At 69.3% G+C, this 13,628-nt stretch carries 14 protein-coding genes; 6 read left to right on the plus strand and 8 right to left on the minus strand.

Annotated elements, in window-relative coordinates; all coding sequences use genetic code 11:
- The 7 genes from FJV41_RS41650 to FJV41_RS41680 all read right to left on the minus strand — a co-directional run.
- Positions 1–1,836, minus strand: a 1,836-nt coding sequence (locus FJV41_RS41650) for an LPS-assembly protein LptD (RefSeq protein WP_141648187.1), incomplete at its 3' end; no start/stop codon positions are given.
- A 46-nt stretch (positions 1,837–1,882) separates the two neighbouring features.
- Positions 1,883–3,268: an AMIN domain-containing protein gene (locus FJV41_RS41655; RefSeq protein ID WP_141648188.1), complete on the minus strand. Its 1,386-nt coding sequence runs from the start codon at positions 3,266–3,268 to the stop codon at positions 1,883–1,885.
- Between the two features lie 81 nt (positions 3,269–3,349).
- Complete coding sequence (locus FJV41_RS41660) at positions 3,350–4,624, minus strand: alpha/beta hydrolase (RefSeq protein WP_141648189.1); 1,275 nt, start codon at positions 4,622–4,624, stop codon at positions 3,350–3,352.
- A gap of 175 nt (positions 4,625–4,799) precedes the next feature.
- Positions 4,800–6,092 carry a bifunctional folylpolyglutamate synthase/dihydrofolate synthase gene (locus FJV41_RS41665; protein ID WP_181791298.1) on the minus strand — a complete coding sequence of 431 codons (1,293 nt, stop codon included), beginning with the start codon at positions 6,090–6,092 and terminating at the stop codon, positions 4,800–4,802.
- A gap of 24 nt (positions 6,093–6,116) precedes the next feature.
- The gene (accD, locus tag FJV41_RS41670) at positions 6,117–6,968 is read right to left on the minus strand and encodes an acetyl-CoA carboxylase, carboxyltransferase subunit beta (RefSeq protein ID WP_141648190.1); all 852 of its coding nucleotides are present in this window, start codon (positions 6,966–6,968) and stop codon (positions 6,117–6,119) included.
- Positions 6,969–7,049: 81 nt separating this feature from the next.
- On the minus strand, positions 7,050–7,805 hold the full coding sequence (locus tag FJV41_RS41675; protein ID WP_141648191.1) for an MBL fold metallo-hydrolase: 756 nt from the start codon (positions 7,803–7,805) through the stop codon (positions 7,050–7,052).
- A gap of 1 nt (position 7,806) precedes the next feature.
- Positions 7,807–8,457, minus strand: coding sequence for a Crp/Fnr family transcriptional regulator (locus tag FJV41_RS41680; RefSeq protein WP_141648199.1), 651 nt, complete (start codon positions 8,455–8,457; stop codon positions 7,807–7,809).
- Positions 8,458–8,613: 156 nt separating this feature from the next.
- Here FJV41_RS41680 and purM point away from each other — a divergent pair, with 156 nt between their 5' ends.
- From purM to FJV41_RS41700, 4 genes are read left to right on the plus strand one after another with little or no spacing between them, the layout of a single operon-like run.
- Positions 8,614–9,651: a phosphoribosylformylglycinamidine cyclo-ligase gene (gene purM, locus FJV41_RS41685; RefSeq protein ID WP_141648192.1), complete on the plus strand. Its 1,038-nt coding sequence runs from the start codon at positions 8,614–8,616 to the stop codon at positions 9,649–9,651.
- On the plus strand, positions 9,648–10,313 hold the full coding sequence (purN, locus tag FJV41_RS41690) for a phosphoribosylglycinamide formyltransferase (protein ID WP_141648193.1): 666 nt from the start codon (positions 9,648–9,650) through the stop codon (positions 10,311–10,313). Before purM ends, purN begins: the two co-directional genes overlap by 4 nt.
- 47 nt (positions 10,314–10,360) lie before the next feature.
- On the plus strand, positions 10,361–10,903 hold the full coding sequence (locus FJV41_RS41695) for a 2-thiouracil desulfurase family protein (RefSeq protein ID WP_141648194.1): 543 nt from the start codon (positions 10,361–10,363) through the stop codon (positions 10,901–10,903).
- A 22-nt stretch (positions 10,904–10,925) separates the two neighbouring features.
- The gene (locus FJV41_RS41700; RefSeq protein ID WP_141648195.1) at positions 10,926–11,216 is read left to right on the plus strand and encodes a hypothetical protein; all 291 of its coding nucleotides are present in this window, start codon (positions 10,926–10,928) and stop codon (positions 11,214–11,216) included.
- Here the strand turns inward: FJV41_RS41700 and FJV41_RS41705 are convergent.
- On the minus strand, positions 11,213–12,292 hold the full coding sequence (locus tag FJV41_RS41705; RefSeq protein WP_141648196.1) for an enoyl-CoA hydratase/isomerase family protein: 1,080 nt from the start codon (positions 12,290–12,292) through the stop codon (positions 11,213–11,215). The two genes, FJV41_RS41700 and FJV41_RS41705, sit on opposite strands and share 4 nt — an antisense overlap.
- Before the next feature lie 86 nt (positions 12,293–12,378).
- Here FJV41_RS41705 and FJV41_RS41710 point away from each other — a divergent pair, with 86 nt between their 5' ends.
- Together FJV41_RS41710 and FJV41_RS41715 are read left to right on the plus strand one after the other, a co-directional pair.
- Positions 12,379–13,065, plus strand: coding sequence for an HAD family hydrolase (locus tag FJV41_RS41710; protein WP_141648197.1), 687 nt, complete (start codon positions 12,379–12,381; stop codon positions 13,063–13,065).
- Between the two features lie 92 nt (positions 13,066–13,157).
- Positions 13,158–13,628, plus strand: a 471-nt coding sequence (locus FJV41_RS41715) for an NAD(P)-binding protein (protein ID WP_174467250.1), incomplete at its 3' end; no start/stop codon positions are given.

The raw sequence follows: 13,628 nt of genomic DNA on the forward strand, positions 1-13,628 counted from the left end.
CCCCCACCCTCCCGGCACGTAGCGAAGCTCCAGGGAGGGCGCGAAGCTGTGGCGGTAGCTCGTCTTCGCGCCCGTCCAGGTCCGGCTCAGCTGCGTGTCCAGCATGAGCCCGCCGATGGGATAGCCGCGCTGCCACGACTTGCCGGAGTACTCACCGGCCCACACGTCCTGGCGCAGCGACAACGACGGCGTCACGCGCGCGACGTCCCCCAGCGCCACCGACGTCGACAGCCGGGACGTGAAGTCGATGCGGTCCCTGGCCTCGCGGTCCCTCGAGTCGAAGAGGGCATTGGATTGACCGGGGTCCGGCGCGTCACCGACCCCCAGGAGGAGGTAGTTGCCATTGGGTCGGAAGATGCCGTCGACGCCTTCGTCCCCGAAGCCTTCATGGATGGGGGCCAGGCGGGTGAACTCCGCGCGCAGTCCTCCGGTGATGCCCCCGAGGAGGGGGCGCTCGGGCAGCGACAGGACCAGCCCGGGCAGTCGCTGGAAGGTCCTCGGTGAGGGCAGGTCCGGCCGCAGCGGGTCGACTTCCGCCGGCACGCGGTTGTCCTGGAAGAAGCGGTAGGGCCAGCGGATGTCCTGGCGCAGGGAGACGTCCAGGCCCGCGTAGGAGTCCTCCTGTCGCCGGAAGACGGTGGCGGTGCTGCGCAGGTAATCCAGCCCCTGGACGAGGATGTCGGCGGTGAGGTCGCGGGTGTAGTTGCCGTCCGAGACGACCGACGCGTCCACCCGGTCGTACCAACCCGAGCCCAGGTCCTGGAAGTGCTGCCAGGAAGCCTCTCCTCGCAGTCCGCGCGGGGCGTCGATGATTTTTCTGATCCCGTTCGGATCCACCGGATAGCGGAAGAAGTCGAGGGTCGTGGGGTCCAGCTTGGGCCGCGAGTCGTAGAGGAACCCGAGCGTGGCGCGCCCCCGCGTCCGCTCGCTGGGCACGTAGCGGAACTCAGTGAGCAACCGGGGGCCCTTCACGCCGTTGGGCCGCGGTTCCTCGTAGGTAATCGTGTTCTTCGTCTCGGAATTGCCATCGGGGTCGTGCGTCTTTTCCACGAGCGCGCCATGGTAGTAGCCCGGGGTGAACGTCAAATCGTAGCTGCGACCCAGCGTGACGAAGAGGGGCTGCTCCAGGCCGAGGCCATTGAGGCTGGAGAACTGCGGACTGGGGAAGAGGAAGCCCGTGCGTCGCTCCGCCAGCGGCAAATACACCCAGGGCAGCGCGAAGATGGGGACGGACTGGATGTAGACGACGGGCCAGGTCAGCGTGGCGCGCTCGCCGAGGATGACGTTGGCGGAGCTCGCCTCCATGCGCCAGGTCGGCGTTCCGGGGCCGCACTCGCACGGGGTGAAGGCCAGGTCATCCACCACGAAGGCGTTGGGACCGGTGCGACGGATGCGCGAGCCGCTGAGGATGATGGGCGTCTCCCCCATCGCACGCAGCTCCTGGGGCGTCTTCGCCGTGAGCAGCGCCTCCTGGGTGACACCCTTCTTCTGCATGAAGAGGCCGCCCTTGAGGGTGGCCACGAAGGTGCGGATGTCCACGTGCACGTCGTCCGCCACCGCGGCCATGCCGTCGGGGCCCACGAACATGACGTTGCCGGTGGCGGTGGCCACCTGGTTCGCCTCGTCGTACGTCACCTCGTCGGAGCGCAGCAGCATCTCACCGGTGCGCAGCTCGCAGTGGCCGCGCGCGGTGAGCAGTTGCTTGTCGGCCTCGTAGGTGAGGAAGTCCGCGGCCAGCTCCACCGTCTCGCCGGAGGGGAGCTGGACCTGGGTGGCGAGCGGAATCTGCGCTGACGACACCAGCAGCGCTGCGGCGAGCGGAACGAGGAGGCTCATTCAGGGGTGCAGGGTATGCCGCGCCACGGCCGCGCGGTCGCCCTTATCACCGAGCCGTGCGCTGAAAATCCAACGAAATGACGTTGCCGTCCTGCCGCGCCTGCACCGGGGCCTGCTGCCGGAGCTGGATGGTGACACGCACATCGCGGCCGTTCGCGTCCGCCTCCACCCGCGTGACGGGCGAGTTGAAGAAGGACGTGTCCAGCGGGTGGGTGTTGTTGTTCAGGTCGATGCGGCTGTTCTCCAACTCCAGCACCACCGCGTTGCCCTGCTCGCTCACCGTGTAGCGCGCCGGCTCGTTGGTGCGGATGAAGACGCGCGAGACTCCCGGCTGCTGCTGGAAGCCCACCAGGGTCATCGTCTTGCGCCGCGACGACACCTCCGCGGACGAGTCCGAACCGCTGGCCACCTCGCGACGCGGACGCGGCGTGGCGGAGGCCACCCGCTCCTGCTGGCGACGCTCGCGCTCGGCGCGGGCTTCTTCCTCACGCTGACGGCGGGCCTCGACGGCCTCGTCCGCGGCGGCCTTGGCGGCGGCCTGCTTCTCCTCGGCGGCGGCCTTCGCGGCGGCACGCGCCTCCTCCTTCTGGCGCTTCTTCTCCTCGGCGGCGGACTCGGAGGAGGCACGGCGCTCGTCGGCGGCGGCCTGCGCGGAGGCACGGGCCTCCTCTTCCTGACGCTTGCGCTCGTCGGCGGCGGCCTGCGCGGAGGCACGGGCCTCCTCTTCCTGACGCTTGCGCTCGTCGGCGGCGGCCTGCGCGGCGCGCTGCTCGTCCTCTCGCTGGGACGTGGCGCGGGCCTCGGCCTCCTGCTGGCGCTGGCGCTCGGCGTCCGCGTCCTGCTTGGCGCGGGCGCTCGCCTCGGCGGCGGCCTTCTCCTGGGCCTGACGGTCCGCTTCGGCGCGGGCGGTGGCTTCGGCGGCGGCCTTCTCCTGGGCCTGACGCTCGGTTTCGGCCGCGGCGGCGGCCTTCGCGGCGGTGCCATCCGTGGTGGGCTGCGCGGCGGCGGGCTCCGGCTGTGTGGTGGGAGCCTGTGCCACGGCCTGTCCGCCCCCGCCGACCACCTTGACGACGAGCTGCGTGTCGGTGGCCTGGATGTCCGTCTCCACCTCGCGCTCGAAGCCGATGAGCACGCGGGCGATGGCGGAGTCATCCGAGCCGTAGCTGGCGGTGCGGATGCCCGTCACCGTGCCATTGCCCACCTGCGTCTCCTCGGGGACGCCGGAGAAGACGGCCTCCGCGATGTCGATGACGAGCCGGGGCGGGTCCGTCATGGTGAAGGTGGTGAAGTTCGCCTTCTTCGAGCCGGTGATGGTCACCGTCCCGCCATTCACCTGCACGCCGGTGATGGTGTTCAGGTTCGCCGGAGCCTGCGCGAGCGCCCAGAAGGGCACGAGCACCACACCGAGCAGCCACACCGCTGAGGCCTTCATCAACCACTCCCCTTCACGTTGACAGTGGGCGCGGATGCTAACACGCGCGCCTCACCCTCCAACTTTCCAGCCGTACGGCCCTCAGCGAAGGCGCGGCAGGGCCGGCGTGCGGTGACGGTGCGTCCGGGCGTACTCGATGAGGTTCTTGATGTCGTAGCAGATCTGCCGGATGTCGTGCCCCATCGTCAGCTCGATGTGGCTGTTGCCCTTCACCGGTCGCCAGAGGAGGTACTCGCTCTTGGCGGCGCGATACACGCTCCGGGTGGACTCCACCGACGCCAGCGGGTCCATGTCCCCGAAGATGATGGCCATGGGGATTTGAATCTTCTCGAAGCCGCGCTTGAAGTCGAAGCCGGTGCGGTAGCAGACCATCTCCCCGCGACGAATCCAGCGGGCGAACTGCTCCAGCACCTTGCGCGGCTCGCGCTCACCGCCCTCGCGCAACAACCAGCGGATGTCGTCGGAGCCCACGCGCTCCGGGTTGATGAGCCGGTTCATCCGCGTGGTGAGCTGTTGATACAGCGGCGAGTCCTCCGCCTTGCCAATCTGCCGCTCGACGAACTTGAGGATGAGGTCCACCGGCATCGCGTTGAAGCGCAGCTTGCGGCGCGCCTCGGGCTCCAGCCTCTTGCCCAGCTTCGCGTTCACCGTGCCCAGGCCTCGCGCGAGCACCTTCCTGCCCAGCCCCTCCACCTCACCACCCAGGTTCAGCCCCGCGAGCGTCAGGTCCACCATGCCGCCGAGCATCGGCGCGCCGCGCGCCACCATGCGCAGCAGCATGAAGCCCCGCCCCAGGTCCGCTGGAGCGCCGATGGTGATGAGGCCCTCGAAGTCGTCGTGGATGCCGGTGTAGCCGTAGCCCAGCATCCCGCCCATGGAGTGGCCGCAGTAGAAGATGCGCTCGCGACGGGTGATGCGCTTCACGCCGGAGACGGCGGCGGGCAGGTCGTAGAGGAAATAGCTGTCGATGTCCCAGCCGTAGTCCAGGTCTGGAGGCAGGGGGCGCTTGAAGCGCTCGGCCCGCTCCTTCTGGAAGGCGATGGAGCTCTTGCCATGCCCTCGCAGCTCCAGGATGTGGATGTCCACGCCGAAGAAGAGGAGGTTCTTGACGAACTGTCCGCTCGTCCACGTGTGCCGGTTCTGGGAGAAGCCATGCACCAGCAGCAGGGGCTCACCGAACAGCGGCTGGGCGAAGGGTTGCTTCACCGGCCGGTAGCGAGTGATGACCAACGACCAGCCGTCCGCGGTCTCCACCACGTACTTCGTCTTCGAGTAAAGCGCCCGGAAGTCGACTTCATCGATGGAGGGGATGGCTGGTCCCGTGGTCGTCGCGGCTCTCCAGTCCGGCAGGCGCATATCTTGAATCTACGGCGGCTGATGCAGCGCGCCAAGGATTCAGTCCCTCTGCTCACCCGTCTTGCTCAGCGAAGACCGAAGGTCCACCCTACAAGGTCGCCCCAACGAGCCTCGTCGGGAGAGCCCTGGTCCTGCTGGGCGAAACACCGTCGTCCAGGTGTCTCGCGGTGGCCCTTCAGGGTGTTCGGGGCCGGTCTTTCCGGGCTCGCACCATGCCGACCAGGAAGAGCGAGCCGGTGCACAGCACGACGCCGTCCACGCCCGCTCGCCGCCGGGCTTCCGCCAGCGCGGCATCCACGTCGGGCCATGCGGCCACGTCGGCGGCCAGGGCGCGCGCTTCGTCCAGATAGGCCGCCGGTGACAACGAGCGCGGGGTGTCCAGGGGGGTGAGCTGTACGGAAGCACACGCGGGAAAGAGGGCCCGCATCATCGGCCCCCGGTCCTTGTCCGCCACCACGCCGAAGACGCAGTGGATGGGGCGACCCGCGTACAGCGCCCGCAGGGACGCCAGCAGCACCGCCACACCCGCGGGGTTGTGGGCTCCGTCCAACAGGACAGTGGGCCCCTGCCCTACTTCCTCCAGCCGTCCCGGCCAGCGCGCCGAGCCCAGGCCCGCTCGCGCCGCCTCGGGGGTGACGGCGATGCCTCGCGCGTCGAGGGCCTCCAGACAGGCCAGCGCCACTCCAGCGTTCTGGAGCTGATGCGGTCCGCGCAGCGAGGTCCGCAAACCGTCCAGCCTCCAGCCCGGTCCCCTGTAGGCCAGGCTGCCGTCGGCCTGAGTCTCGACGGAGAAGTCCCGGCCCTCCACCCAGAGCGGCACGGACAGGGCACGGGCACGGGCCTCGATGGCCTCCAGGGCTTCGGGCTCCTGACGGGCGACGACGCACGGCACGCCGGGCTTGAGGATGCCGGCCTTCTCACCGGCGATGGAGCCCAGGGTGTTGCCCAGGTACTCCATGTGGTCGAAGGAGACGGGGGTGATGGCGGTGACAATCGACGGCGCGGCGGTGGTGGCGTCCAGCCGCCCACCCAGGCCCGTCTCCAGCACCACCACGTCCACGCCCGCTTGCGCGAAGTGCCACAGGGCGACGACGGTGCCGAACTCGAAGTACGTCATCGGCTCCGCGACGGCGGAGGGATAGCGCTCCAACACTTCGAGGATGGCGCGGCCGAAGTCCTCGTCGGAGATGTCCTCGCCGCCCACGCGGATGCGCTCGTTGACGCGCACCAGATGCGGGGACGTGTAGAGCCCCACGCGGTGGCCCGCGGCCTGGAGCGCGGTGGCGGCGAAGGCGCAGGTGCTGCCCTTGCCGTTGGTGCCCGCGACGTGGAGCACCGGATAGCGGCGCTCCGGGTGGCCCAGGGCCTCGAGCGCCTCGCGCACCCGCTCCAGCCCCAGCTTGATGCCGGAGGGGTTGAGCCGGGAGAGGAAGCCCAGGGCCTCCTCCGGTGTGCGGGGCGCGCTCATGCCAGGGACGCGAGCCGCGCGGACTCAGCCCAGCAGGCCGAGAATCTGCCCGAGCTTCGCGCGCAGGTCCTTGCGGTTGACGATGCTGTCGATCATCCCGTGCTCGAGCAGGAACTCCGAGCGCTGGAAGCCCTCCGGCAGCTTCTGGCGGATGGTCTGCTCGATGACGCGCGGACCGGCGAAGCCGATGAGCGCCTTGGGCTCGGCGATGATGACGTCGCCCAGCCAGGAGAAGGACGCCGCCACGCCACCCGTCGTCGGGTGCAGCAGCACGGAGATGTACGGCTTGTTGCCGGTGCGGAAGCGGGCGATGGCCGCGGACGTCTTCGCCATCTGCATCAGGGAGAAGATACCCTCCTGCATGCGCGCGCCGCCGGAAGCCGAGAAGATGAGCGCCGAGCACTTCAGCTCGTGCGCGCGCTCGAAGGTCCTCGCCACCTTCTCGCCCACCACCGAGCCCATGGAGCCGCCCATGAACTCGAAGATGAACGCGCCCACGGAGACCTGGTGGCCGGCGATGCGGCCCACGCCCGAGACGAAGGCGTCGTTCTCCTCCAGGTTCTTGCGCGTGGACTTCAGCCGGTCCTTGTACTTCTTCGTGTCACTGAACCCGAGCGGGTCCTGCGGCTCCAGCTCCTTGTCGAACTCCTCGAAGCTGTCCGGGTCCAGCAGCGTCGCCAGCCGCGCGCGCGCGTTCCACGGATGATGGTGGTCGCAGTGCGGACACACCATCCAGTGCTTCTCCAGCTCCTGCCGGTAGATGATCTCGTCGCAGTTCTCGCACTTGGCCCACAAGCCCTCCATGCGAGACGGACCGGGCTCGGGTTGCTGCTGGGTGTCGACGGCGATGCGGGGCTTCTTCGAAAACCAGGCCATGAGGGGCCGGGGGTTAATCCGACCGTCCCCGCCCGTCAACCGTTCCGTGTGGCGCGCCGCGTCGTCCCTCTTGGGACGGGGCTAGAACTCGAAGGTGTCGTTCAGCTCCAGGACTTCCACCGGCATGCTCGCCAGCTCCTTCTTGAGCTGGGCCACGAAGGCTGGCTTGAGGTGGTAGAGCATCACGGAGGTCCCGTTGCGCTCGAACTTCTGGAGCTCCAGGCCCAGGGTGTGGGGCGTGAGGTGGCCGGAGATGTCGGCCAGCGACTGGAGGGCGTTGGGGAAGGACGTCTCCAACAGGAGCGCCTTGAGGTCGCGCGTCTGGTTGAGGGCCTTCCAGAGCTTGTCGGTGGGGCCGGTGTCGCCGCTCATGGCGAGCGACGTCTTCCCATTGGAGATGATGAAGCCGCAGGACTCCACGGGGTGGCTCACCGGCACGCTGCGCACGGTGTAGGGCCCCACCTCGAAGGTGCCGCCGGCGCGGAACGTCTTGATGCGCAGGACGGGGTTGGCCTTGGTCGGGATGCGGGTGAAGTCCGGCCAGAGCGCGTTGTTGAACATGTTGTCGCGCAGGGCCTTGGCGCACTCGCGCGAGGCGTGGATGGTGACGGGCTTGTCGCGACGACCGATGACCAGGTCCGCCATCAGCGGCAGGTCCTTCACATGGTCGAAGTGACTGTGGCCCACGAGCACGTGGTCCACCCGACACAGTTCCTCCAACGAGAGCGTCCCCGTCAGTGCGCCCGCATCGAGCGCCAGCACGTCATCGACGAGAAAACACGTGCTCTTGCACGTGGGAAGCTCGCCACCGTGGCAGCCGAGGACTCGGAGCTTCACGCTAGAGGTCTCCGAACTTCCACTTCATCTCCAGGTATTGGAGGAAGTCGTGGAGTCTGGCCGTGTCATACACGGTGACTCTGTCACCACTGCGTGAGATGAGGCCGGCCCGGATCATCCGGTCCAACACGTTGCGCACCGCGGGCTCGCCCACGCCAATCTGGCGGGGCATGTCGCGGACCACGAAGTCCACCTCTGTGCCCTCTTCGGACGGACGACTCCGGGTCTGGGACAACAGGATGAGCTGGTGGACGACCCGGCTGGCCGGATCATTGTGGAGCAGGTTCTCAATCTGGGCGTCCGCCTCGGAGAGCCGCCCCGCCAGCGTCTTGATCATCCGGACGGCGATCTCGGCGTTGCCGCGGATCATCGCCTCGAACGTCTTGGGGTCGATGACCAGCAGACGAGCGTCCTCGTTGACGACCGCGGACGCGTTGCGGGGCTTGTTGGAGATGATGGCCATCTCCCCGAAGAATTCTCCGGCGCCCAGCACGGCAAGCGTCTTCTCCACGTCGCGCACGCGCTTCGTGATGGAGACCTTGCCCGCCTGGATGACGTACATCTCCCGGCCGGCCTCTCCCTCGCGGAAGAGCTCGGTGCCCTTTGAGAATTCCTTGCCGAAACGTTGAAAGAGGGTTTCCTCGGCGCCCATCCTGCGAGGAGTCAATCAGCCCCTCCCCCCCTGGTCAAATTCCATGTTGTGCGGATCAGTGGGACAGCGAGTGTGTGCAGGCGTCCGCGCCTCAAACCCGACACCCCCTTTTCGCTGGCCGAGACAACGGGCCCGCCGGCCGATAGAAGGCCGCCCGTGGGAACGACCTACAAGCAGTCCGGAGTGGATATCGAGGCCGGCGACGCCTTCGTCGACCGAATCAAGCCCTTCGCCGCGCGGACGATGCGTCCGGAGGTGTTGGCGGGCGTCGGCGGTTTTGGCGGGCTGTTCGCCCTGCCGCCGGGAAAGTACCGGGAGCCGGTGCTGGTGGCGGGCACGGACGGGGTGGGCACCAAGCTGAAGGTGGCCTTCTCCGCGGGCCGGCACGGCACGGTGGGCATCGACCTGGTGGCCATGTCGGTGAACGACATCCTCACCTGTGGCGCGGAGCCGCTGTTCTTCCTGGACTACTTCGCCACCGGGCGCCTGGAGGTGGACGCGGCGGCAGAGGTCGTCAAGGGCATCGCCCTGGGCTGCGAGCAGGCCGGCTGCGCGCTGTTGGGCGGCGAGACGGCGGAGATGCCGGGCTTCTACGCGCGGGGCGAGTACGACCTGGCGGGCTTCTGTGTGGGCGTGGTGGAGCGGTCGGCCATCATCGACGGCAAGAGCGTGAAGCCGGGTGACGCGCTCATCGGGCTGACGTCCTCGGGGCTGCACAGCAACGGGTACTCGCTGGCGCGCAAGGTGCTCCTGGAGGACTCGAAGCTCGCGCTGGACGCGACGCCCGAGGGCCTGGGGCGTCCGCTGGGCGACGCGCTGCTGGAGCCCACGCGCATCTACGTGAAGGACGCGCTGGCGCTGCTGGCCGAGGTGAAGGTGAAGGGCATGGCGCACATCACCGGCAGCGGGATTCCGGGCAACCTGCCCCGGTGCCTGCCGGATGGGACGCGCGCGGTGCTGAGCGAGAAGTCCTGGGTGAAGCCGCCCATCTTCGACCTCATCGCGAAGCTGGGCAGCGTGGCCCGGGACGAGATGTTCAACACGTTCAACATGGGCCTGGGCCTCATCGTCGTGGTGGCGCAGGAGGACGTCGCGAAGGCGCTGGAGGTGCTGCGCGGACGGGGCGTGGAGGCCAGCGAGGTGGGCCGCGTGGAAGCGGGCCAGGGCGAGGCCACGGCGGTCATCGAGCCATGAGCGGACGGCGGGTCCGGCTGGGCGTGCTCGTCAGCGGCAGCGGGAGCAATCTCCAGGCGCTGCTCGACGCATGCGCCCGGGAGGACTTCCCGGCCGAGGTGGCCTGCGTCGTTTCGAACATGCCTGGCGCCTACGCGCTCGAGCGGGCTTGCGCGGCGGGAGTTCCGGCCGTGGTGGTGGACCACAAGGCCCACGCGTCGAAGGTGGAGTTCGAGGCGGCGCTGTTGGAGGCGCTGCGCGCGGCGGGTGTGGAGTGGGTGTGCCTTGCGGGGTTCATGCGGCTGCTCAGCGCGGACTTCCTGGGGCGCTTCACGGGCAAGGTGCTGAACGTCCACCCTTCCCTGTTGCCGTCATTCCCAGGGCTGCATGCGCAGCGGCAGGCCTTGGAGCGTGGCGTGAAGGTGGCCGGGTGCACGGTGCACTTCGTGGACGCGGGCACGGACACCGGGCCCATCATCGGACAAGCGGCCGTGCCGGTGCTGCCGGATGACGATGAGAAGAGCCTCAGCGCTCGCATCCTCGTCGAGGAGCATCGGCTCTATCCATTGGCCGTGCGGCTCGCGGTGACGGGGCAGGTCGCGCTGGATGGGATGCGCACTCGCGTGACGGCGGTGGCGACGGCGGGAGAGCTGTCGCTGCGCAGCCCCGGAGCCGTGAAGTGACGGGCTCGCGAGGGCCGTCCGGCGCTCTCGGCGACGCGGCTGGTGGAATGGGCCCAGTCACGGAGCATGCCGACCTGTCGAAGCCCGGCTCGGCGCAGGCGTGCGCGGACCCTTCAAAGGACGACAGGCGCGCGGCGCTTCGCGAGGCATCCACGGTGCTCGTGAGCGCGTGCCTGCTCGGGGAAGCCTGCCGGTACGACGGTCGCTCGCAGCGCTCCGAGAGAGTGCTCGCGGCGCTGGAGGGCAAGGCAGTCGTTCCCGTCTGCCCCGAAGTGGGCTCGGGCCTTCCCATCCCGCGCCCGCCCGTGGACCTCTGCGGTGGCTCGGGTGTCGACGTCTGGGCGGGACAGGCGCGGGCGCTGGAACGAGAAGCTCGCGTCGACCGGACCGAGGACTTCAAGCGAGGCGCCCAACTGGCCCTGGATGCCGCGCGCAACTTCGGTGCTTCGGTAGCGCTGTTGAAGGAGAAGAGTCCTTCCTGCGGAAGCCAGCGCGTCTACGAGTCCGGGACACTGCGGCCCGGTGAGGGCATCACCACGGCGCTGCTCCGCTCCGAGGGCGTCACCGTCGTCAGCGACGAGGACCTGTAGCCTGTCGCGCCAGAGCCCTTCCATGTCCGTGCTCTCGCCCTGTCCCGAGAAGATTCGCCGCAGGGGTGGAGAGGTGCTCGGCGACGAGGACTTCGAGCTCGTCCGCTGCGCCTCGTGCGAGACACAGTACCTGCACGACTCGGAAACAGAGGCGCTCTACCTCGACCCGGCGGACCTCACCATCGTCTGGCGCAACGTCGGTGGCCTGCCTCCTCCATGCCGAGGCTGTGGCCGCCTGGACTGGGACTTCCAGGTCCTCCCCAATCCCGGCGACGAAGCCGCCCGCCAGGGCCCGTGGAGCTGGGCGCTCTAATTCGACGACACGACGAACTCGTCACCCGCCCGAGGCGCGAAGCACGCCTCCACGTCCGCTTCGGTGACATCGCCCAGCGTGCCCGGGTGCCAGCGCGGCTTGTTGTCCTTGTCCACGAGCACCGCGCGAATGCCCTCGCGGAAGTCCGCGCGCGCCGTCATCGACTGGCTCAGCCGATACTCCACCGCCACCATCTCGTCGTAGTCCCGCGTGCGCCCCATCCGCAGCTGGCGCAGTGACACCTTGAGACTCGTCGGACACATGCGCACCAGCGTCGCCCACGTCTCCTGGGCCCACGCCGAGCCCTCCGCCTCCAGCGCCTGCTGGATGTCCTCCACCCGCTCCGCCGCGAAGCACCGGTCCATCGCCGCGTGCTGCGTGGCGAGCACCGACGTCCCCGCGTCCGCGTGGAAGCCCGCGAGGATCCGCTCCACCACCGCGCTCGCCGGCCCCGTCCCCCACTCCGCCTTCACCAGCGCCTCCAACACCGAGGCGAGCCGCGCGGACTCCACGTGGTGCGTCCCGTAGCCGAGCCACATCGCGTCCGCCGCGCTACACCGGGCCCCGGTGAGCCCCAGATACGTCCCCGACTCACCCGGGAAGCGCGGCAGGAACCAGCCGCCCCCCACGTCCGGGAACAACCCCAGCGCGGTCTCCGGCATCGCCAGCACCAGCTTCTCCGTCACGACCCGGTACGCCCCGTGGATGGAGAGCCCCACCCCGCCGCCCATGCAGACGCCGTCCACCAGCGACACGTACGGCTTGCCGAAATGGTGGATGCGGTGGTTCAGCGCGTACTCGGCGCGGAAGAACTCACGCGACACCCGCTCCTGCTCGCCCCGAGGAGACTCGGCCACGGACGCCGCCACCGCGCGCACGTCGCCTCCCGCACAGAAGGCCCGGCCACCCGCGCCCTGGATGACCACGGCCTTCACCGCCGGGTCCGCCGCCCACGCATCCAACTGGGGATGCAGCTGTCGGCACATCTCCAGATTCAGCGCGTTCAGCGCCTTCGGACGGTTCAGCGTCACCACGCCCACCGCCCCACGCGTCTCCATCAGCACGCCATCACTCATGTGGAGCCCCGAATATCAGTCATGTCGGCCTGACGCGCGCGATTCGTGGACCGCCCCGTCCCCCGCCGCGCTATGGGTGGGAAACCATGACACCTTCCGACACGCCCCTGCGCGCCGCCGTGTTCGACATGGACGGTACCCTCGTCGACAACATGGTGTTCCACAACCAGGCCTGGGTGGCGCTCGCGCGCAAGCTCGGCCTGTCCCTCACCGCCGACGACTTCCAGACCCGCTTCGCCGGCAAGAAGAACGAAGAAATCCTCCCGGAACTGCTCGGCCGCGCGCTCGCCCCCGACGAACTGGAGCGGCTCGCGGACGAGAAGGAGAACCACTACCGCACCCTCTACCGGCCCCATCTGCGGCTGCACCGGGGCGCCGAAGCCTTCATCTCCCGCCTGCGCGCGGCCGGCATCCCCATGGCCATCGCCACCGCGGCACCCCACGGCAACCGGGAGCTGGTGATTGACGGGCTGGGCCTGCGCCCCGTCTTCCACCGCATCGTCGGCGCCGAGGAGGTCTCCCGGGGCAAGCCCTTTCCGGACATCTTCCTCGCGGCCGCCCAGGGCCTGGGCGTCGACCCCTCCCAGTGCCTGGCCTTCGAGGACGCCATCCTCGGCGTCATGTCCGCGCACGACGCCGGAATGCCCGTGGTGGGAATCACCACCACGACGTCCTCGACGCAGCTGCGACAGGCCGGCGCCCTCTGGACGCTCCCGGACTTCACCACCCTTCCGCCCGAGCTGGAGGCGCGCCTCTTCGGCGTGGGGAGCTGAGCCCCGGGCCGGGTCACTCCGCCCCCACCGGCCTTCACGGCGCGCCAAAAGGGAGCCAGCGGCGCGGGACGTTGTGTAGTGTTGCCCGCCTCATGACGTCCGCAGCCAAACTCAAGCTTCCCTCGGGTCCATCCCGGCACGTGTATGACGTCATCGTGCTGGGCAGTCAGCTGGGTGGTGCGCTCTCGGCCGCGTTGCTCGCCAAGCGCGGCCATCGCGTCCTGCTGGTGGAGCACGACGGCATGGGCCCGGGTTACGAGCACGGCGGCTACGTGCTCCCCTACGCGCCCTTCGTCGCGCCGCCCCTCAAGGCCATGCCCGCCGTGGAGGAGGCCCTCACCGAGCTGGGCCTCACCACCACCGTGCAGCGCGCGCTGCGCCCCCACTCCCCCGAGCTGCAGCTCGTCCTGCCAAGAAACCGCATGGACCTGCACTCCGACGCCACGCGCCGCAAGGCCGAGGTGACGCGCGAGCTGGGCGAGGAAGGCGAGGCGCTGCTGGGCGCGCTGGTCGGCACCACCGCGCAGCACGAGGCGAGCGACGCCTTCTTCAAGGCCCACCCC

It is taken from the genome of Myxococcus llanfairpwllgwyngyllgogerychwyrndrobwllllantysiliogogogochensis, from assembly GCF_006636215.1.
GTDB classification, from domain to species: domain Bacteria; phylum Myxococcota; class Myxococcia; order Myxococcales; family Myxococcaceae; genus Myxococcus; species Myxococcus llanfairpwllgwyngyllgogerychwyrndrobwllllantysiliogogogochensis.